General features: G+C 50.7%; 16 protein-coding genes. All 16 read left to right on the forward strand.

Going from position 1 to position 20617, the window contains the following annotated elements; genetic code table 11:
* Positions 1-2 precede the first annotated feature (2 nt).
* The 16 genes from nuoF to FSU_RS12735 all read left to right on the forward strand — a co-directional run bounded on the left by nuoF (position 3) and on the right by FSU_RS12735 (position 20490).
* On the forward strand, positions 3-1310 hold the full coding sequence (gene nuoF / locus FSU_RS12660; RefSeq protein ID WP_014546778.1) for an NADH-quinone oxidoreductase subunit NuoF: 1308 nt from the start codon (positions 3-5) through the stop codon (positions 1308-1310).
* Positions 1311-1314: 4 nt separating this feature from the next.
* A complete protein-coding gene (locus FSU_RS12665; RefSeq protein WP_015732212.1) occupies positions 1315-2904 on the forward strand; it encodes an NADH-quinone oxidoreductase subunit G in 1590 nt (529 codons plus the stop codon).
* Positions 2904-4259 carry a complex I subunit 1/NuoH family protein gene (locus FSU_RS12670; protein WP_014546780.1) on the forward strand — a complete coding sequence of 452 codons (1356 nt, stop codon included), beginning with the start codon at positions 2904-2906 and terminating at the stop codon, positions 4257-4259. The genes FSU_RS12665 and FSU_RS12670 overlap by 1 nt, the downstream gene beginning before the upstream one ends.
* Positions 4259-4825, forward strand: a complete 567-nt coding sequence (locus tag FSU_RS12675) for a NuoI/complex I 23 kDa subunit family protein (protein ID WP_015732213.1) — start codon at positions 4259-4261, stop codon at positions 4823-4825. Before FSU_RS12670 ends, FSU_RS12675 begins: the two co-directional genes overlap by 1 nt.
* The gene (locus FSU_RS12680; RefSeq protein ID WP_014546782.1) at positions 4825-5367 is read left to right on the forward strand and encodes an NADH-quinone oxidoreductase subunit J family protein; all 543 of its coding nucleotides are present in this window, start codon (positions 4825-4827) and stop codon (positions 5365-5367) included. The genes FSU_RS12675 and FSU_RS12680 overlap by 1 nt, the downstream gene beginning before the upstream one ends.
* Positions 5367-5681: an NADH-quinone oxidoreductase subunit NuoK gene (gene nuoK, locus FSU_RS12685; protein ID WP_014546783.1), complete on the forward strand. Its 315-nt coding sequence runs from the start codon at positions 5367-5369 to the stop codon at positions 5679-5681. The genes FSU_RS12680 and nuoK overlap by 1 nt, the downstream gene beginning before the upstream one ends.
* 6 nt (positions 5682-5687) lie before the next feature.
* Positions 5688-7247, forward strand: coding sequence for an NADH-quinone oxidoreductase subunit L (gene nuoL, locus FSU_RS12690; protein WP_014546784.1), 1560 nt, complete (start codon positions 5688-5690; stop codon positions 7245-7247).
* Positions 7244-7630, forward strand: a complete 387-nt coding sequence (locus FSU_RS12695) for a hypothetical protein (protein ID WP_014546785.1) — start codon at positions 7244-7246, stop codon at positions 7628-7630. Before nuoL ends, FSU_RS12695 begins: the two co-directional genes overlap by 4 nt.
* On the forward strand, positions 7630-9270 hold the full coding sequence (locus FSU_RS12700; protein WP_014546786.1) for a complex I subunit 4 family protein: 1641 nt from the start codon (positions 7630-7632) through the stop codon (positions 9268-9270). The genes FSU_RS12695 and FSU_RS12700 overlap by 1 nt, the downstream gene beginning before the upstream one ends.
* Positions 9260-10744 carry an NADH-quinone oxidoreductase subunit N gene (locus FSU_RS12705; RefSeq protein ID WP_014546787.1) on the forward strand — a complete coding sequence of 495 codons (1485 nt, stop codon included), beginning with the start codon at positions 9260-9262 and terminating at the stop codon, positions 10742-10744. Before FSU_RS12700 ends, FSU_RS12705 begins: the two co-directional genes overlap by 11 nt.
* Positions 10745-10859: 115 nt before the next feature.
* Positions 10860-11618, forward strand: coding sequence for a hypothetical protein (locus FSU_RS12710; RefSeq protein ID WP_014546788.1), 759 nt, complete (start codon positions 10860-10862; stop codon positions 11616-11618).
* 7 nt (positions 11619-11625) lie between these two features.
* The gene (locus FSU_RS12715; protein WP_014546789.1) at positions 11626-12195 is read left to right on the forward strand and encodes a hypothetical protein; all 570 of its coding nucleotides are present in this window, start codon (positions 11626-11628) and stop codon (positions 12193-12195) included.
* Positions 12196-12252: 57 nt separating this feature from the next.
* Complete coding sequence (gene ispF, locus FSU_RS12720) at positions 12253-12738, forward strand: 2-C-methyl-D-erythritol 2,4-cyclodiphosphate synthase (RefSeq protein ID WP_014546790.1); 486 nt, start codon at positions 12253-12255, stop codon at positions 12736-12738.
* Between the two features lie 113 nt (positions 12739-12851).
* Positions 12852-16547, forward strand: coding sequence for a hypothetical protein (locus FSU_RS12725; protein WP_014546791.1), 3696 nt, complete (start codon positions 12852-12854; stop codon positions 16545-16547).
* Between the two features lie 215 nt (positions 16548-16762).
* The gene (locus FSU_RS12730) at positions 16763-18472 is read left to right on the forward strand and encodes a Na/Pi cotransporter family protein (RefSeq protein ID WP_014546792.1); all 1710 of its coding nucleotides are present in this window, start codon (positions 16763-16765) and stop codon (positions 18470-18472) included.
* Positions 18473-18573: 101 nt separating this feature from the next.
* Positions 18574-20490, forward strand: a complete 1917-nt coding sequence (locus tag FSU_RS12735; protein ID WP_015732215.1) for a T9SS type A sorting domain-containing protein — start codon at positions 18574-18576, stop codon at positions 20488-20490.
* Positions 20491-20617 lie beyond the last annotated feature (127 nt).

The following is a 20617-nucleotide window of genomic DNA, read 5'->3' on the forward strand; positions in this document are numbered from 1 at the left end:
TTATGGCTGAATGTGTAAAAGTTTGTACGCAGAACTTTGGCAAGGGCGCCCAGGACATCGAAGTCTATAAGAAGCTGGGTGGCTACTCCAACATTTCTGAACGCTTGTTCAACATGAGCCAGTTTGAGCTCATCGATTACGTGCAACGTTCTAACCTCCGCGGACGCGGTGGTGCTGGCTTCCCGACGGGCATGAAGTGGAGCTTTGTGCCGCGTGGTACGGGCAAGCCGGTTTACATTGTCGTAAACGCTGACGAAGGCGAAGGCGGTACCTTTAAGGACCACTTCCTCATGCTCGAAGATCCGCACCGCTTGATCGAAGGCCTTATCATTGCAGCTTGGGCTCTTGGCTCTCGCGCGGCCTACATCTACTGCCGTGGCGAATTCCTCCCGTGCATCGAAGCCTTGAACAAGGCTTTGAACCAGGCTTATGCTGCTGGCTACCTCGGCGAAAACATTTGCGGCACGAAGTTCAGCTTTGATATCTTTGTGCATCGCGGTGCTGGCGCCTACATTTGCGGTGAAGAAACTGCTCTTATTAACTCTCTTGAAGGCCAGAAGGGCCAACCGCGCTTGAAGCCGCCGTTCCCGGCTGTTTGCGGTGCCTGGAAGTCCCCGACTTGCGTGAACAACGTCGAAACCATCATGTCGCTTCCGTGGATTTTGAGCCACGACCCGAGCGACTACGCCAAGATGGGTACGCCGCGCGCCGGTGGTACGAAGGTGTTCTGCATTTCCGGTGACGTCAAAAATCCGGGCGTGTACGAAGCTCCTCTCGGCACTCCGATGATGACTATGATTAACGATTACGCCGGTGGCGTTGTGGGTGGCAAGCTCAAGGCTGTGCTCCCGGGCGGTTCCTCTTGCGCTCCGCTTACGGCAGAAGAAGCTGCTGTCGCCACGATGGACTATGAATGCCTCGCCTCGATGAAGACGATGTTTGGTTCTGGCGCTATGATCGTGATTAACGATACGCACAACATGGTTGACCTTTTGAATTGCCTCGGCAACTTCTACAGCCACGAATCTTGCGGCCAGTGCACGCCGTGCCGTGAAGGTACAGGCCTCTTGCACCGCATCTTGAACCAGATGGTGGCCGGCAATGGTCATGATGGCGATGTGGAACTGATGCAGAGCCTTTCTAGCGGATTTGGTGGCGTGACTATTTGCCCGCTCTCCATTTCTTTGGGTGGCCCGGTCTCGAGCTACACTGCAAAGTTCCGTGCGGACTTTGACGAATATATCGCTAAGAACCCCGAACACGCAAAACCGCGTATTCAAGAAACAAGTCGTCCTGGAATTTTCTGGTAATAATATGAGTAACTACTACAATATGCCGAAACTCCCGACCGAAGCAAGCCCGAAGGTGGAAATCTTCGTGGATGACAAGGCCGTGATGGTTCCTGGCGATACCAACCTCCTCGAAGCCTTGAAGGCTGTCGGGATTGAAACTCCTCACGTATGTTATCATCCGTATTTGCCGGTGTCGGGTAACTGCCGTCAGTGCCTGGTAGAGCAGGAAGGCCCGCGTGGTCGTATGCTCGTGATTTCGTGCTATACTCCTGTGACTCCGGGTATGAAGATTTATACCCCGGCATCCAGCGCCCGTGTGAAGAACGCCCGCAAGGCCACACAGGAATTCATGCTGGTGAATCACCCGCTCGATTGCCCGATTTGCGACAAGGCCGGTGAATGCACCTTGCAGGAAAACTACATGGAAGCAGGCCAGAACGAAGGCCGCCTCCGTCCGGAATACGGCAAGAATTACCATGGCAATCCGGAACATCAGTTCATTGATGCGAAGGGACAGCTCCGTGGCGGTAAGCATGTGGACATCGGTCCGCGCATTTTGCTCGACGAAGAACGTTGCGTGCAGTGCGACCGTTGCGTACGCTTTATGCGTAGCATCGCGAAGGACGAACAGCTCCAGCTTGCTGGCCGTGCCGACCATACTTACATTACTACCTTCCCGGGCGAAAAGCTCGACCACGAATACGATCTCTGTGTCACGGATGTATGCCCGACGGGCGCCATGACGGCAAAGTACTTCCGCTTCCAGAAGCGCGTTTGGCTCCTTGCCCACACGCCGACGATTTCGATGGACGATTCCCTCGGAGCAAACATCTGGCTTGACCACGCCGATGGCCGCATCTATCGCGTGATGCCGCGTTGCAACCCGGAAGTGAACCGCAGCTGGCTCTCCAATACGAGCCGTCTCGCTTTCCAGCAGTTTGACAAGAACCGCTTGCCGGCAATCGACGCTTCTGCACTCCAGCTGGTTGGCGGTAAGGTCGCCCTCGTTGCTGGTGGCGCTTGCACGAACGAAGACCTCGCCGCTCTCAAGATGCTCAAGGAAGCTCTCGGTGACCGCGCTGAACTCTTCGGTGGTTCCCTCCTCAAGGTGAACGCTCCGGACGGTATCGCCAAGAGCGGTGACCCGGTGGCAAACCGCGCAGGCATGCAGCTCATGGGTTTTGCAGATGTTGCAGAACTCCTCAAGCGCGCAGGCGAATTCAGCAACCTCATCACGGTGAACGCTGACCTCTACGGCGAAGACGCTGCTGCAGCTAAGGCTCTCGATAAGATTTCGAACCGCATCGCCCTTTCTGCTTTCGATGACGCTACCGCCAAGAAGGCCAAGGTCGCTTTCGGTATCCGCCACTGGAGCGAAGTCCAGGGTACGATGGTCAACAGCCTCAACATCTTGCAGAAACTCTCTGCTGCTCCGACTTGCCCGGACGAAAAGCTTGCCCCGGCTTACGAAGTGATTTCCGCTTTGGCTGGCAACAAGTTCAATTCGGCTTGCGAAGCTTTCAAGAAGGCTCGTGAATACGTGCCGGCTTTCGCCGACATTACCTATGATGCCATCAAGAGCACAGGAAAGCTCCTGGGAGGTAACGCATAATGGATATTATTGAATCCAAAACCTGGATTGAATGGGCAATTACGATTGCGAAGTTCGCTTTCTGCTTCGTACCTGTCCTTTACATCCTCCTTTTAATCCCGATGGAACGTCGTGGCGCGGGCTTTATGCAAGACCGTCAGGGCCCGAACCGCTCCTACATCAAGATCCCGTACTTCGGCAAGATCCGCTTGCTCGGTTACGTGCAGAACATGTGCGACGGTACGAAGCTCTTCTTCAAGGAAATGTTTGCACCGGCTGGCGTGAACAAGCTCCTTTACTATGTAGCTCCGGCAATCCCGTTCGCTATCGTGTTCCTTTCTCCGTGCGTGATCCCGTGGTTTGGACCGATGATCTTTGACTGGGGTGGCGAAACGGTTCGCATTGCAGGTTCCATCATCGATTCCGATGTGGGCGTGCTCTTGCTCTTCGGTTTCTCCTCCATTTCGGCTTACGGTGCGATGCTCGCTGGTTGGGCTTCCAAGTCCAAGTACAGCTTCTTGGGCGCTCTCCGTACGAGCTCCATGACCATCAGCTACGAAGTCTGCCTCGGACTTTCGCTCATGGGCATTTTGCTCCTCGCCGGTTCTTTCAACCTCACGGATATCGTGCAGTGGCAGGAACACCATGTTTGGGGTATCGTTGCCCAGCCGGTCGCTTTCTTCTGCTTCCTCATTGCAAGCATTGCTGAAACGGGCCGCGCTCCGTTCGACGTTGCCGAAGGTGAACCGGAACTCGTTGCCGGTTACCACACGGAATATGGCGCTATGCAGTTCGGTCTCTTCTACATGGGCGAATACTCGCACATCTGCATCAACAGCTTCCTCATTGCGACGCTGTTCCTTGGCGGTTATGCAGTTCCGTTTGTGACGACCGAAACGATGCAGGAACACATGGGTGGCTCCCTTGCCATTCTCTGTGGCGTGCTCGCTTTCATCGCTCTCGCTTTCCTCCACATGATTTACCGCTATTCCCGCAAGCTCAAGGCAACGAACTTGACACACCGCTTTGAAGTTCTCAAGGAATACAAGCTCTACAAGATTGTGGCCTGGGTTGCAACCGCAGCATTCATTGCTCTCGGTGTTGCTGCCTGGTTCTTCTACAATCCTGAAAACTTCGTGGTGAACGGACTTGCTGTCGGTAGCTTTGCAACCGCAGTCGGTACGGCACTCATCCACTTGCTCGTTCTTGTGGCAAAGAGCCTCATCTTCTGCTGGGTCTGGATTTGGGTCCGCTGGACGCTCCCGCGCTTCCGCTATGACCATGTGATGCACCTCGGCTGGAAGATTATTTTGAATATCGCCCTCATCAACCTCGTGGTGACTGCGGTCATTGCAAAACTTTTAGGGGGTAACTAATGCGCGTTATTAAGCAAAAACCGATGACCGTCATCGAACGCCTTTACATTTTCGAGGCGATTCGCGGTCTGTGGACAACCCTTAAGCATGCGGCTCGTGGCTTGTTCCGCTATGAAGAACTTCCGACGATTTCTTATCCGGAAGGTCAGCCCGAAATCCGCAATACCTACCGTGCCAAGCACCGCTTGATGCTTCGCCCGGATGGTACGCCTCGCTGTGTCGCCTGCGGCATGTGCGCTGCGGCTTGCCCTGCCCACTGCATCTTCATTGAAGCAACGCAGAGCGATGACCCGCGTATCGAAAAGCGCGTGATGCGCTTTGACATCGACCACCTGACTTGCGTGTTCTGCGGTCTTTGCGCAGAAGCTTGCCCGGTCGATGCCCTCCGCATGGATACGAAGCAAATCATTTTCGAACACCGTTCCCGCGAAGACTTTGTGGCTCACCTTTACGATCTCACCAACTGGGATCCGAAGGATTACCCGAATGACGAACAGAGCCAGATGGCTCCGGGCGGTACAAAGAATGCCGAGGCCCGCAAGGTCTGGGGCATGGAGGTCAAATAATGCTTGCATTGATTTATTTCATTGTCCTCGCAGTGATCGCAGTCGGCAGTGCCGTTTGCGTGCTCCTCTCTAGACACCCGCTTTATGGCGCCCTCTCGCTGGTCGCCTCGATGGTGTCTCTTGCCGGTATCTACGGCCTTCTCGGAAGCCCGTTCCTCGGCGTCGTGCAGATCATGGTCTACGCAGGTGCAATCATGATGCTCCTCACGTTCGTGATCATGGTCTTGAATGGCGCCCGTGACTCCCACACACCGATGTTTGACAAGGTTTCGCTCTTTGTGATTCCTGCCGTCATCGTGCTTGCCGGTCTCGTGGGCTTTGCCCTTGTCCGCGCTCCGATCGCCTTTGATGCTGCAACGGTTCGCGGTTCTGTGGCAATCACTTCCAAGACTCTCTTTGATGTAGCTCAGAGCGGCCCTGGTTACTTCGTACTTTTCGAAGTCCTCGGTGTGCTTCTGCTTTCTGCCATGGGTGCCGCAGTGCTTCTCGCCAAGAAGCGCCTTGGTTCTGTGGAATCCGAAAAAACGGAGGATAAACACTAATGGAACTCCAAGCTATATATGTTCAGATCTTGGCCCTGGTCATTTTCGCCATCGGCCTCATGGTCGCGGTCTCTCGCCGCAATGTGTTCTTTGTGCTGATGGGCGTTGAACTTGCCCTGAACGCCGTGAACCTCTCCTTCGTGGGCTTTGCAAAGACTTTGCCCGGGGACGCAAGCATTGTGGGCCAGGTGGTTCCGCTGTTCTCCATCGCAGTCGCTGCAGCTGAAGCTTGCGTCGGCCTTGCCATGGTCATCCTCATTTTCCGCAACCGTGAAAGCGTTGACGCCGACACGTATTCTAACATGAAGGGGTAATAAGCAATGATTTCTCTTGGTTTGATACCTCTCTTCCCGCTGTTGGGATGCATTATCCTCGGTGCTATCGCCATCATTTCTTCGGGCAGCAAGAAGGGCCCTGCTGAAGGTTTCGTTGGAACTCTCGCAGTCCTCTTCCCGGCACTCTCCTTTGCTGGTGTTGCTCTCCTTTCGCTCAACATGCCGGAAGGCGGCGTCCGTGAAACGCTCTGCAACTGGATTGACATCCCGATGTTCCGCGTGGATATCGGATTCCTGTTCGATGGTCTTTCCCGCATCATGCTCCTGTTCGTGACAGGCATCGGCTCTCTCATCGCTCTCTACTCGATTGGTTACATGCACGGCGACCGCGGCTTTGCCCGTTACTTCGCCTACATCAACCTCTTCTTGTTCAGCATGATCGTGCTCGTGCTCTCGGACAACTTGCTCCTCACGTTCCTCGGTTGGGAAGGCGTGGGTCTCTGCTCCTACCTCCTCATCGGTTTCTGGAACAAGGATATCAAGAACTGCCATGCCGCTAACAAGGCTTTCATCGTGAACCGCGTGGGTGATATCGGCTTCTTGCTCGGTATGCTCTGCCTCGTGACGATCGGTGGCTCTGCTATCCTCAACTACGATGTGCTTACGAATTTCATCAGCATGGTCATCAGCGGTAACCACGTTGACCTGGTTATCCCGGTTCTCTCTATCGCTGGTATCCTCTTCTTCATCGGTTGCACGGGTAAGTCTGCTCAGATTCCGCTCCTCACCTGGCTTCCGGATGCTATGGCGGGTCCGACTCCGGTTTCTGCCTTGATCCATGCCGCAACGATGGTGACTTCTGGTGTCTACTTGCTCGCCCGTCTCGGCAGCATGTTTGCCCTCCTCCCGGTGGTGCTTGACATTATCGTGGTGGTCGGTATGCTCACTGCTTTCTGGGCTGCTGTTGCAGGTCTTTTCCAGAACGACATCAAGAAGGTGCTTGCTTACTCTACCATTAGCCAGCTCGGTTACATGTTCATGGCTTCTGGTGTTTGCGCCTTTGACGCTTCTATCTTCCACGTGTTTACGCACGCCTTCTTCAAGGCGGCTCTCTTCCTTGGCGCTGGTGCCGTGATTCACGCTCTCTCGGGCGAACAGGACATGCGCAAGATGGGTGGTCTTTTGAAAAAGACTCCGGTGACCGCCTGCGTGATGATCTTTGCGTTCCTCGCGATTGTCGGCTTCCCGGGCTTCTCCGGTTTCTGGTCCAAGGACTTGATTCTCGAAAAGATTTTCATGAGTGGCACGATGGGCCAGGCTGTTTACGTCGTGGGCCTCATTACGGCTGTGATTACCGCTGTCTACATGGGTCGCCTCATTATCCTTACGTTCTTCGGTAGCTACCGCGGTTCTAAGGAAAGTGAAGAACACATCCACGAAGCTCCGGCTGTCATGCTCATCCCGATGGTGATTCTCGCCTTCGGTGCCGTGTTTGCCGGTTACCTTTGGGCTGATTCCATCGGCATCAAGTTCTTTGCCGAAACGCTCGCTCCGGTCGTTGGCGCCGCACAGGCTTACAACACTCCGGCTGTGTTGCTCACGTGAACCCGGTGGTCTTTGCCGCTCTCGGTACGGTGGCTGCCCTCCTCGGTATGTTCATCGCTTACAAGATTTACGCCAATGCCCGTATCCCGGCTGCTAAGGGTAGCTCCGCTCCTGAAGGTGGCAAGGCTACGTGGACGTTCCTGTTCGATTCCATCCACAAGTACGTGGGCATCATCCCGGTTAACGTGCTTGCATGGATCTGCGATGTCGTTGTCGACAAGATTCTCGCGGCTGCTCAGTGGACGATTGGTGCAATCGCAACGATTCTCGGTGACGGCGCCGCCTCGTTCCAGGTGCGCAAGGTTCGCCTCCAGATTGCCCTTAGCATTCTTGGGCTGGTGGCGTTGTTGGCTATTGTTATTTTGACTGGAGGTACTCTCTAATGCTGTTACATCTCCTTGTCCTCGCCCCGTTCGTTGCCGCCATCCTCATGGTGATGACGTCCAAGGAAGACTCCAAGTCTTCTTCCCGCCTTGCCATTTTGATGGGCATTGGCTTTACGGCCATGTCTGTCGCCTTGATTGCAGGCGGTAGCGTTTCGACGGATGCTATTGAATGGTTCCAGATTCCTGGTTGCAAGGGACCTGTCTACTACTACCTCACGAGTCACGGACTTGCCTCCTGGATGGTGTTCCTCTCCAGCGGTCTTTCTCTCGTGTCCTTGATTTCTGCTCGTGGAATCACTTGCAGAAGCTATCGCAACTTCGCTATCGGCATCTTCTCCTTGATGGGCGCCATGAACGGCACTTTCCTTGCGGCTGATGCTGTGCTCTTCTTCTTCTTCTTCGAAGCCATGGTGATTCCGGCTGCGGTTCTCATCGCTGGTTTCGGTGGCAAGGACAGAATGAAGGCTGCGATGACGTTTGCGATTTACACGTTGGTCGGTTCTGCTCCGATGATGGTCGCTCTCTGGTACATCTTGACGATTGCCGATAACTCGACGCTCATCTCGCTCGCCGTTGCTGTCCAGGGCCTCCCGGAAGGAACCCAGAACGTGCTTCTCGTGTGTTTCCTCTTGGCTTTCCTCGTGAAGACTCCGATTTTCCCGTTCCACGGCTGGCAGGCGATCACTTACGCCGAAGCTCCGGCTCCGCTCTCTGCAATCCTCACGGGTGCAATGAGTAAGGCTGGCGTGTTTGGCTTTATCGTCTGGATCCTCCCGATTTTCCCGCTTTCGATGAACGCTGTCTCTGGCTTGATGTGGCTTGGCCTCTTCACGGCAGTTTACGGCGCTCTCATGGCTCTCCGCGCAACGGATGGCAAGAAGCTCCTCGCATTCAGCTCCATGGGCCACTTGGGTCTCGCAGTGGCAGGCGTGTTCAGCCTCTCCGAAGCTATGCTTCCGGCTGTGCTCGTGTTGCTCGTCGCTCACGGAATTTCGGCTGGCGCTCAGTTCTACCTCATGGGTATTGCAGAACGCATGGCGGGTACGCGCGAACTTGATCAGCTTGGCGGTCTTTCTTCCAAGAATCCGGTGTTCTCGACACTCTTTGGCTTTGCCGGCGTGATGGCTCTCGCTGTTCCTGGTACGGCAGGCTTTGTCGGTGAATTCTCCGTGCTCCTCGCTCTGTGGGACATGGGCCCGCTTCCGGCTCTCGTGGCAGGATTTACCTTGATCCTCTCCGCTGCATACATGCTCCGCTTCATCCAGAAGGTTATTTTCGGTAAGCAGGCCCGTGAATACGAAGAAGGCCGTCGCACGATGCCGCTCGAAGGCGTTAGCATCGCCGTGATGCTCTTGCTCCTCCTCGTGTTCGGTTTCCACCCGGCATACGTGACGGATACCCTCAACGAAGCTGAAGCGACCGAAGATCCGGCTGCAGTCCAGGTGCTGAACAATGCCGCTCTCAATAACGGCGAAGCTCCGATGACGGCTGAAGAAATCCACCAGTTGGATTCAACGCTTGCCGCAGCAGGCTTCAAGGATGACGAACGCGCTTCGATCATCGCTCAGATGAAGGGCGACGCTTCCGCTGATGCAAAATCTGAAAAATCTGTGAAGGAGGCTTCCGATGCTAAGTAATCTTGTTTATCTCTTGCCGGTGATCTTCGTGGTCTTGGGCGGCATGGTGGCTCTCGCTGCTGAACCGTTCTTGCGCGACGAAAACAAGCACAAGGTTCTTCCTTGGGTGGCTGCTTTCTTCATTGCTCTTAGCGTTGCCGCTTTGTACTACGCAAAGACAGAAGCTCTCTTGAACCTTTACGCGATGGACCCAGTTCGCCGCGTGCTTTGCGCTGCAATCCTCCTTTGCGGTTTCCTCGGCATTTCGGGCCTCCAGTGGACTCTTGGCCGTGAACAGTTCAAGGGCGGTGAAGCTTATGGCCTCATGATGCTTGCCACTAGCGGTGCTATGCTCATGACTCAGGCTATCGACTTTGTTGCCTTGTTCATTGCAATGGAACTCACGAGCTTCCCGATTTACGCTCTCGTGGGCATCCGCCGTAAGGACGTGAACGCTAACGAAGGTGTGTTCAAGTACTTCGTTTCGGGTGCTGTTTTCAGCGCTATCTTCCTCTACGGTGTTTCGCTGATTTATGGTGCTACGGGTTCGACGCATTTCTGCGGTCACGTGCTCGAAGGCCGTATGGCAATCTACAGCGTTGGTATGCTCTTTGTGATTGCAGGCCTCCTCTTCAAGGCTGGTGCTGCTCCGCTCCACTTCTGGGTGGCTGACGTCTATACGGGCGCCTCTGTCGCTGTGACGGGCTTTATGGCCGCTGTCGTGAAGGTCGGTGCTCTTGCCGCTCTCGGTACGGTCTGGGTAAGCGTTCTCGTGACGCGCTCCGGTGCCGAAGCTGTGTGGAACCTCGCCGAAAAGGTGACTGTCGCAAATCCGTCCAAGCCGCTCTTCTACGTGGTTTTGGTTGTTGCAATCCTCTCCATGGTGATTGGTGCATTTAGTGGCCTTGCTCAGAAGTCTGTGCGTCGCATCTTGGCATTCTCTGCCGTGATGAACGCTGGCTTTATCGTGATCGGTCTCTTGGTCCCGAATTACCTCGGCAAGGGCGAAATCCAGATGGGCCCGATGTTCTACTTCCTCATCACTTATGCGATTGCCTCTGCGGGAGCCTTGACGGGCATTGCCTACATGTCGGGCAAGGATGATTGCAAGGAAAATCTCGAAGACCTCCAGGGTGCTGGTCGTCGCCGTCCGTTTGTGGCTCTTGGCGTTGCCGTGTGCCTTGCTTCTCTCGCTGGCCTTCCGCCGGTTGCAGGTTTCCTCGCCAAGTTCACGCTGTTCACCGAAGCCTTCAATGCTGACCTCGGCTGGCTTGCCGCTATCGGCTTTGGCCTCTCCTTGGTGGCTGCAGTTTACTACCTCCGCATTGCCTATGTGCTCTTTGCCCCGGCAAAGGACGACAAGTGCTGCGGTGGTGATCATATCTGCTGCAAGGCAAACTACGCATACGTTTACTTGCTCCGCTTTGCTGTTGCCGTGTCCGCTATCGCACTCCTCGTGATTAGCGCTCGCCCGGCATTGGCTTTGATCGGCTAGTAAAACTTGTCGTTCCCGCCTCCGAGCGGGAATCACTATTATTGAAAAACGTCCCGGCTGAAAAAGTCGGGATGTTTTTTTTTGTATTTTGTTCTTGAAAAAGGAAATTTCTAATATGACAACTCCGAAAAGTGATGAAAAGAACAAAGAGACGTTTAAAGGGACTCTGATTTTTTGGCTTTGTGAAATTATGGGTGAATTGGGGATTCACTGTTTTGTTAGTGGCAGAACCCTAAGAGGTTTGCTCTATTTGTCTATGACCATTATTTCTTGCTTTATCATTCCTCTTGCAGTTCCCTTTGTAATGTTCTTAGGGAAACCTATGTATGGCTTGGACTTGATAGCAGGAATAATGATTTTTATTGTGACTGTGCTTGTTTTTATAGATGCGTGGACAATTGGGAACGGCCGTTATGAAAATAAAATAAATGGCAAGAAGTATAGGGGTGGCTTATGGATGAAAGTAGTAGCTATTCTAGGGCTTATTTTAAATTGGACTTACGTGGTTTTTGGGGGATGTTTTTTTAATATGTCTGAAACCATAAGTAATGATTTAAAAACACGGGTCGTAACGGTTTTGAATGCTGGTGTTGACGATTATTTGGAAAAACAAGGGTTGTTTTTTGATAAGGAACATCAAATAGGAAATTTTGAACAGATTGGTTATGCATCACATTTTAAATATTTTGATTTTATAGATTTGAATGCTGGATTGAAGATATCTTATAAACTCAATTTCGGATGTCCTCATCAATCAATATGGACGATAACACCTTCTATAGTTGATGGAAAATTGAAATGGAATGTAACAGAACCGGAAGATACAAGGTGCTCTGAATTTTTTCCATTGAAGTTGAATTTGAAAGAAAAATGAACTAAATATGGTTTGTTCAAAGTGTGGTGAAAAGTTCGATTATTACGAGCCATGCTGCCCGTGGTGCGGGGCTCCGAAACCGGCTGAAGAACAGAAACCGGCTGGCAATGTTTCGCCCATGGAGGAGTCTTCGGAAAAAGAGGACGAATGCGTCACGTTTGAGTCTAAGAGAGACCATGATGGCGCTTTTGAAATTGCTCGCCAGCATGTTTGTTCGATTCTGAGTCTTTGTCTTGGTCTTTTCCTATTTCGCACAGATGATTTGTTCTGTTTGGTGTTTTCACTATTCTTTGTGATAGGAGCCCCTTTTATATTCTTAAATGCGCGTTTTTCAGCAAAAGTTGTCCATAAAGTCAAATGCTACAAGGATAGGTTTGTGTTATGTACATGTTATGATGAGATGGCTTTTTCTTTCGATAAGGCGAATCGGCCAGAAATGAAAATTAGTGTATTTGATGGTTACAACACAATTGTTTTTCAAAACAGTCAATATCGAAAAACATTCATTGTCTGCGAGCGTGATTTTCCTGAAGTTGTTGTGGCTATGAAGAGGGTCTACGGCATATCGGCTGAATAAAATTTTTATTATTTAGATGAATTGAAAATTGCCTGCGGGCATGAAAAAGGAATTATTATGGATAAAATTTATCGTTCTGGTATTGGTTTTGACGTTCACAAGTTGGTGGAAGGCCGCAAGTGCATTATCGGCGGCGTGGACATCCCGTACGAAAAGGGCTTGCTCGGCCACAGCGATGCTGACGTGCTTTTGCATGCCATTAGCGATGCTTTGCTTGGTGCTGCAGGCCTCGGCGATATCGGCACGTACTTCCCGGATACGGACCCGGCATTCAAGGGTGCCGATAGCTTGGAACTTTTGCGCAAGGTCGGCGAAGAAGTCAAGAAGGCGGGCTACGAAATCATCAATATCGATAGTATCGTGATGTGCGAACGCCCGAAGGTGAACCCGCACAAGGAACAAATGAAGGCAAACATTGCCCGCGTGCTCGGCCTTGATGTGAAGCAGATTGGCATCAAAGGCACGACGACCGAAAAGCTCGGCTTCACGGGCCGCGGCGAAGGTATCGCAAGCCAGGCCGTTGCGATGGTGCGCTCTATATAATAGAGCTTGCGGCGCGGTTATATTCCCGGCTGGGTTTTAATCCCGGTCGGGCTTTTTTTGTCCGTAATATATTTTGTATATTATAGCTTGTAGGTAATTTGGAAGGAGTGTTTATGTCCAAAAAGTTTTATGCAGCGGTAGCTATTATGGTGGCTACTTGCGCTCAGGTTTCTTTGGCGGCGTGGGATGGCTCGGCGAAAGTGCCGAAAGTCGTTGAAAAGGACGGGCAAAACTTTTATGAAATCACGTCTCCGGAGGAACTGATTGGCTTCTTGGATTCTGTGCTAGTGGGTAAGGCCGGAGATGAGTCCCTCAAGGCTTACTTGAAAAATGATGTCGTATTCGGGGTGGATACTTCAAAACTTTGCGAAAAACGCTGGGTCCGTAATAAAGAGCAGTCGATGTTTACGGGTGATTTTGATGGACGTGGACATTCCATTTATGGTTTGAATGCTGAAAATGCTTTGTTCCGCGAAGTGGGCATGAGCGCAGGTTCTGTTCACGATGTCAGCGTGGTGCATGGTTCTTTTGGTAGCGATTCCGTGACTCGTGCGGCATCAATTGCGGATATTTTGGATGGGTCCCTTTGGAATGTAAATGTGATTGCTACGGATGTCCGTAGCGCTTATGATGCGGCAGGCATTGCTGCTAACGTATCAAGCCCGTATGGGTCCGATGGTAAACATGCTCTTATCCTTAATAGCCATGTTATAGGCGGCTCCGTTGGCGGTAGCTATTATGTTGGTGGTATTGCCGGTTTTTCTGCGGGTAAAATTCATGGTTGCTCAAATTCTGCTCGAGTTTATACGGTTGAAAATCCAAATGTAAAAGAGCAAATGATTGAACATCTTGGCGGCATTGTGGCGTATTCTACAGTGGACTTTGGCACTGCCATTGGAAATTGCGTCAATCGCGGAAAAATCGAAATGGAGTCTTTGGCTCAATGGGCGTATGTAGGTGGCATTGCTGGCGAAGTTGATGGAAATATCGAAAATCTTCAAAATTATGGAGAAGTTTCATCAAAGGTTACATTTGCTTCGGATACGGCGAAATCTACTTGGGCCGCGGCTTCTTATGTGGGCGGAATTGCAGGGCAACATTCTTTGCCTAGAAAGTACTCCGGTGAAAATCGTGACTTGTTGAATGAAGGGAATGTGCTTGCTGTTTTTGATAACAGGATTGAAAATGGCGACTTCATGGTTGGCGGTGTTGTTGGAAATGCGGACCGGTCGAGCATTACTAATGCCCTTAATCGAGGTTCCGTTGTTGCTCATGGCTTTGGCAAATTGACGAAAACGTCTGTGGGCGGTGTCATCGGTTTGGCCAATATGAATGTATATAGCGGTTTTGCAAAGCTTAAGAACCGTGGCAATGTCTATGGCGGAGGTACGTTTCGCACCCATGTCGGTGGACTTGCAGGGCGGATGGAAGGTTATGTTGTAGATGATCCGAAATTTGTGCAGTCGTTTAATTATGGCTGTGTGACTGGCGTTGTTGCGGATACGTCAAGTGTGTCCGAGGCTTTGAATGTGGGCGGTCTCCTGGGCTATGGTGATGCCATTGTTTTCAGCGATGTTTACAATCGTGGAAAAATTTTGGCAAAGGGCAAGCTTGTTTATGGTGGTAGCTATGTGGGCGGTATCGTGGGCTTGAACCGTTATCCGACAGCCTCCATTTCTAATGCTTATAGTGCTACACCGGAAATTACGGGTGACACTGTGGGTGGTGTTGTTGGCTATTCGCTTGAGGCCGCAGTTCCAAGCAATACTTATTTTGACAAGACTCTTGCCGATGTAAAATCGTTTGGAAAAAACTATTTCGAAACGGCGGATGATCCGGATTGTGGAAGAGCTACTTCCGCATTGCAAAACGATGAAATACTTGCGATGTTGAACACCCAAAATGGTAAGGTTTCCGACCGCAAATTGTGGGTGCGCCGTGGTGGATACCCGGTATTGACTTTCGACAGCTTGTATAAAAACGATTCACTTTTCTTTGATCTGCAAACGTATGCGCTTCCGTCTGCAGAAATCGTGAATGATACTGCTGTTTACACTATAAAGACTGCTGATGAACTTGCGACTTTGTTGGAAATGGGCTCGTCCTTTGGATACAAAATGTTCAAGGTCAAACTTGCAAACGATATTGTGATGGGTGAGGATTCTACGCACCTATCTATGCGCAAGATGTCTATTGATACGAGCGGACTTTGCATTAACATGATGTTTGACGGACAAGGCCATACCGTTTACGGGTTGAACATGTCTAGAGCAATGTTCTATTGCTTGGCCGAGGGTGCCGTTATTGATAATATGACGATTGCAAACAGCCGTTTTGCAAATGATTATGGAATGTCTGCGGCTGGAATCGCGATTTCGTTAAAAAAGAATAGCGCTATTCGCAATGTGAAAATCCGGAACAGCCTTGTTCGCGGCGGTGACGTTGCGGGTGGTATTGTCGCTAACAGTTACGGCACGATGTTGGAGGTGGCAAACGAGAATACTCCGGTTTACGCCTCGGATAAGGCGGGCGGCGTTGCTGGTGAAAGCAATGGATTTATTGTGGGGGCGTCCAATTCGGGCAAGGTCTCGGGGCGCTTGGCCGGTGGCATTGTGGGTTATTCTTACTTTAATAATGGAATTGTCAAGAATGCATCGAACACTGGGGCGATTCTCGGTTCTGGCGAATATTCCGTAGCGGCGGGTGGCATTGTCGGCTATTCTTTCCGCTTGCAGGTTATGGATGCCTTGAATACGGGGCTTGTTGAAGCATCGTCTGCCTCTGCTAAGGTCTATGCGGGCGGTATCGCGGGTAGAATCGATTCTTCTACGACATTGGATAGGCTCGGGAACTGGGGCCGCGTGCATATCTTGGGTGGCACTGTCGCCTATGCGGGTGGCCTTGTTGGATGGTACGAAGGGTTGCCTGTTAGGGGCTTGGAAAAGCCGACTCCGGGTGCAAACTTTTTGGAGAGTTTTAACTATGGCCCCGTGTATGTCAAAACGTCGAAAGACAGCTCGTATGCGGGCGGTATTGCGGGCTATGGAAAGTTTGGCATATTCCATGGAATCTACAATAGGGGTGTTGTGAAGAATGAAGGTCCGTCGTCCAAGAAATGGACTGGTGGCGTGCTTGCATCGGTCGAACACGGCCAACTGTACAGTAGCTATAGCTATACCGATACGTTGACGGGTAATGGTGTTGGTGCGCTTGTTCATGACTGGCAGGGATTTACTTATATAGAACGCAATTATTATGGCAAGGGCTTGGTGGATGCTCCTGCGATTGTGAAAATCTCCCTGGATGATACTTCTAAGGTTTATAGGAATGTCGAAGCCAAGACCTTTGATGAACTGAAATCGGCTTCTATGGATTTGGAGACCGGTGGCTTGACGTGGATTTTTGGTGATTGCTTGCCGAAGCTTGCGCACGATACGACCACGGCTTGTAAGGTGAACGTGGTGGAGGACTACTTTGATACGAGTTTTGTTGATCAAATCGTTTTCCAGGAAAACGTGATTTTTGCCGATTCTACGGATAATCAGGGGTCGGGAAGTGGTGAAGGTCCTGTGGCGACTCCGAAATCTCCGGTGATGGCGAAGGCTGCTCCGTTAAGTGTTCAGGTGGTTGCTCGTAACATTGCGGTTTCGGGGCTTTCTGGAAATCGACCGGTGCTCGTGATGGATATGCAGGGGCGCTTGGTGAAGTCCGTCCGTGCGCATGGCCCGTCGGTGAATATTGCAGTCCCGAGGGCAGGGCGCTACATCGTCCGCAGTGGCTCGCAGGCAAGGGTTGTGACTGTAAGGTAGTGCTGGATTGCTTAGATGGAGATGCCCGTTTGGTGGCGGGCATGACAAGAAGCATCCTACTAAAAATGTAAGCATCCACCCTTTGACGAATCAAAGGGGGATTTCTATTTTTTACATAGTTCTAAAAAACAAAAAAACAACTACGTTTCGAATCCGGACTAGCTGAAAGGCAGCGACGATGACCCCGGTAAGAGGCGCTTCTATAGGATTGACCTATGACTCTTATGATTCTCAAGATGATCGGTTGCCTTGCTCTCCTCATGTTTGGCATGAAGACGATGAGTGAAGGCTTGCAAAAGCTTACTGGTGGACATCTCCGTACTGTTCTTGGAACTATGACCAAGCATAGGCTTGGTGGACTTCTTACGGGTACTGCCGTTACTGCTGCTGTGCAGTCTTCGACTGCGACTACCGTCATGACTGTTAGTTTTGTGAACGCTGGCTTGCTTACTCTTAGGCAGGCCATTCCTGTTATTATGGGCGCAAATATCGGTACGACGGCAACGGCTTGGCTCATGTCAATCTTCGGATTCCAGTTCAACATGAGTAGCGTGGTGTGGCCGTTCTTTGCGCTTGGCATTGTGCTTACCTACGTCCGTAAGAATAGCGTCAAGAGCTTTGGCGAATTTGTGTTCGGATTCTCGTTTATGTTCCTCGGGCTCACGACGCTCCGTGAAAACGCGGTGGCGATGGACCTTTCGCATAACCAGACGATTATTGATTTCTTTGCCTCGACGGGCGGCTACGGCATCTGGAGCACGCTTTTGTTCTTGCTCTTGGGCGGTATCCTTACGATGTGCGTGCAGTCTTCGGCGGCCATCATGGCGATTACGCTTATCCTCTGCTCTAGTGGCGTGCTCCCGATTTACCAGGGCATTGCGCTTGTGATGGGCGAAAACATCGGTACGACGGTGACCTCGAACCTGGCGGCGTTATCGGCAAGTACGCAGGCTAGGCGCGCGGCTTTGGCGCACATGCTCTTCAACGTGTTCGGTGTGGTGTGGGTGCTGATTTTGTTCCACCCGTTTGTGAACATGGTTTGCCATTTTGTTGGCTTTGACCCTAATTTTGTGCCGCAAACTCAAGAAGAAATCGCCCATGCAAGTGTGCGTGTGACGTATGCACTTTCTGGATTCCACACGGCATTTAACCTGTGCAATGTGCTCTTGTTGATTTGGTTCATTAAGCCGATGGAAAATCTCATTTGCAAGATCATCAAGGAAAAGGACGACGGCGAAGATTTCCGTATCAAGTTTATCAGCGGTGGCCTCATGAGTACGGCAGAACTTTCGCTCTTTGAAGCCCGCAAGGAAATTAACGTTTTTGCAGAACGCACTCTCAAGATGTTCCGCTTCTTGCCGGACCTCCTCAAGATGAAAAATGAAGAGGACTTTGTAAAGCTGTTCGCCCGCATCGAAAAGTACGAAGGTATCAGCGACAGATTTGAAATTGAAATTGGTGAATACTTGAACAAGGTCAGCGGCGGTCGCTTGAGTATCGAAAGTAAGACGATGTTGCAGTGCATGCAGAAGGAAATTTCTGAAATCGAAAGTATCGGCGATGCTTGCTACAACATGGCTCGCGCCATCAACCGCAAGTTCCATCTTGAGGAAGATTTTACCGAGGAACAGTACAGCCGCATAGAAAACATGATGAAACTTTGCGACCAGGCGCTAGTGCAGATGGTGGATGTTATCGAGGACAAGCCGCATACGAAGGCTTCGAATACGATGACGCTTGAATTTGAAATCAACGATTACCGCAAGATGCTCAAGGACTTGAATATCGAAGATATCAATGCGCAGCGCTACAGCTACCAGATAGGCGTGCATTACATGGATGTGGTGAACGACTGCGAAAAGCTGGGGGACTACGTGGTGAATGTCGTCGAAGCGCATGTGAACCACAGATTGCTCGGAAAGTAATCGGAATGGAGCCGCAGGGAATGCGGCTCTTTCAATATTTTTATATTTGCAATTTAGTAGGTGACCTTGGCCCTTTTTAGGGGCGAAAAATGGAGGGCTGTATGAAAAAATTCATGGCGTTGGCTTTTGCCTTGTTCTTTGCGGTAGCAAATGCCGCTGAAACGTATGAGGCTTCGGAAAAAATCACGCAAGAAATTCTGGCGGGGGAAGGCAAATTTACTCAGACCGTGAATGCGGGTGATGAAATTGCTTCGATTAAGATTTGGTATCACGGTATGGATGAAAACAAACATCAATCGGGTAACATTTCTGAGATTGGCTTGACGGAAAAATGGACTGGCTCTGTTTGTGAAATTTCTGGGAAGATTGACAGGGATCTTATTACCCAAACGGTCAAGGCTTATATTTTAGTCCAAGACGACGAAGGCAAGTTCGCCAAGACAGAATTCGAGTTCACTGTGCTGGAAAAAGAAGAAACGTTGTCTTTAAAATGGAATGAAAGTAGCGGTGACGTGAATCAGGAAGTCACTGCGGGTAAGTCTATTACACCTATCGTTTTCGATTACGAGGGAATAACAAGTTATAGCGTGAGTGGACTCCCATCTGGACTTGTAAAGAATATTGATGAAAAAAAACATAAAATCATGATTGTCGGCTCTGTAAATAGCGATGTAATGTCTGGTGATTATGAATACAAAGTCACTGTTAAGAACGACCAAGGCGATGAAAAGAGCATGTCGGGAACGATTGTTGTGAAAAGTGGCAAGGCTCGCACATCAATAAAGCTTGTTAGTGAAAAAGCAAGACAGGAAGTCCTGGCGGGCAATGAGATTGAGCCTGTCGTGTTCGAGTTTGCAAATGTTCGTGACGATGAAAGTTTATCTTCATTTAAGTTCGAAGGATCGTTAAAAGGATTGTTTGCGTATAGTGTAGAAGGAAATAAGCTCACGTGCAGTGGAACTGTTGATGAGAATTTGAAGGGTGGATTATACACGATAAGAATTATTGCAATTGGTGAAAATAACAATGATACCGCTTTTGCAAACGTTGATGTGATTCATAAGTCTGTCGTGACGAGTGTATCTGTTGTTGAAAATGAAACGCAGACGGTGACCGCCGGCGATTCGATCGAACCGATTGTGTTCAAGTTCGAAAATGTCGTAAAAATTGAAAGCGTTACCGGCTTCCCGGGCGGCTTCAAGGCTGAGGTTGATAACGCTACTAAATCGGTGATTGTTTTTGGTTTGGTGAGCGAAGATTCTAAGGGCCCATATACGGTTAAGCTCTCTGTGAACGGTAGTGATAATGATGCCTCTGCCGAGGCTACGATCAATGTCACTCCTGTGAAACTGAAGTTCGAACTTGTCGAAGGTAGTGATGACCAAACGGTTGTTGCCGGTGAAGCGATTACCCCGATTGTCTATGCGTACGATCATGTGAAATTTATTAACGGTAAGGGATTCCCTGCTGATTTGAAGGTGGAGCAAGATAAAGAAAACAAGCTGATCAAGATTTCTGGTACGGTGAACTCCAAAGCGGCTGCCAAGGAATACGTTTATACGTTTGAACTGACGGATGTCTATTCTGAAAAGACGACGGTATCGGGAAAGATCAATGTCGTTGCTGCTTCGTCCAGCTCTAGTGTTGTGACATCCTCGAGTTCTGTGGCATCGTCTTCGAGCCACGCAACGGAATCCAGCAGCAGTGTAGTGAAATCCTCTTCCAGCTCTAGCGAAAAGGCCGAATCCTCTTCGAGCGAAAAGACCATTAAGATTGTGACGGTGGCAATGAACGGCGTGAAGTTTGGCTATGCAAACAATGCGCTGACGGTTTCGTTGCCGGCATCTTCGATGGTGCGTGTGCAGGTGTTCGACTTGACCGGTCATCTGGTCGAAACGTTTGCGGAACCTGTGAATGGCACAAAGAGCATTAGCCTCGCTCATTTGAACCGAGGCAATTATCTGGTGCGAGTCGAAAGCAATAGCATGGTTCGTACCGCAAGAATTGCCGTGAAGTAAGGAAACGCCCAGTCACGTCGTGCTGACGGTCAAAGGGAGAAAATTCCAGTGACTTTTAAAATAGCCCGTGAGCAGGAGCGGCAGAATAACCCTAATAATAGCCCATTTGGGCTATTTATTTTTTTTT

Source organism: Fibrobacter succinogenes subsp. succinogenes S85 (assembly GCF_000146505.1).
GTDB classification, from domain to species: Bacteria; Fibrobacterota; Fibrobacteria; order Fibrobacterales; family Fibrobacteraceae; genus Fibrobacter; species Fibrobacter succinogenes.

Excerpts from the sequence above, each read along its gene's own strand:
- FSU_RS12670 (WP_014546780.1), top strand. The coding sequence starts at position 2,904 with ATGGATATTATTGAATCCAAAACCTGGATTGAATGGGCAATTACGATT.
- FSU_RS12730 (WP_014546792.1), top strand. The coding sequence starts at position 16,763 with ATGACTCTTATGATTCTCAAGATGATCGGTTGCCTTGCTCTCCTCATG.
- FSU_RS12715 (WP_014546789.1), top strand. The coding sequence starts at position 11,626 with ATGGTTTGTTCAAAGTGTGGTGAAAAGTTCGATTATTACGAGCCATGC.
- FSU_RS12665 (WP_015732212.1), top strand. The coding sequence starts at position 1,315 with ATGAGTAACTACTACAATATGCCGAAACTCCCGACCGAAGCAAGCCCG.
- FSU_RS12725 (WP_014546791.1), top strand. The coding sequence starts at position 12,852 with ATGTCCAAAAAGTTTTATGCAGCGGTAGCTATTATGGTGGCTACTTGC.
- FSU_RS12705 (WP_014546787.1), top strand. The coding sequence starts at position 9,260 with ATGCTAAGTAATCTTGTTTATCTCTTGCCGGTGATCTTCGTGGTCTTG.
- nuoK (WP_014546783.1), top strand. The coding sequence starts at position 5,367 with ATGGAACTCCAAGCTATATATGTTCAGATCTTGGCCCTGGTCATTTTC.
- FSU_RS12710 (WP_014546788.1), top strand. The coding sequence starts at position 10,860 with ATGACAACTCCGAAAAGTGATGAAAAGAACAAAGAGACGTTTAAAGGG.
- FSU_RS12675 (WP_015732213.1), top strand. The coding sequence starts at position 4,259 with ATGCGCGTTATTAAGCAAAAACCGATGACCGTCATCGAACGCCTTTAC.
- FSU_RS12700 (WP_014546786.1), top strand. The coding sequence starts at position 7,630 with ATGCTGTTACATCTCCTTGTCCTCGCCCCGTTCGTTGCCGCCATCCTC.
- ispF (WP_014546790.1), top strand. The coding sequence starts at position 12,253 with ATGGATAAAATTTATCGTTCTGGTATTGGTTTTGACGTTCACAAGTTG.
- FSU_RS12735 (WP_015732215.1), top strand. The coding sequence starts at position 18,574 with ATGAAAAAATTCATGGCGTTGGCTTTTGCCTTGTTCTTTGCGGTAGCA.
- nuoF (WP_014546778.1), top strand. The coding sequence starts at position 3 with ATGGCTGAATGTGTAAAAGTTTGTACGCAGAACTTTGGCAAGGGCGCC.
- FSU_RS12680 (WP_014546782.1), top strand. The coding sequence starts at position 4,825 with ATGCTTGCATTGATTTATTTCATTGTCCTCGCAGTGATCGCAGTCGGC.
- nuoL (WP_014546784.1), top strand. The coding sequence starts at position 5,688 with ATGATTTCTCTTGGTTTGATACCTCTCTTCCCGCTGTTGGGATGCATT.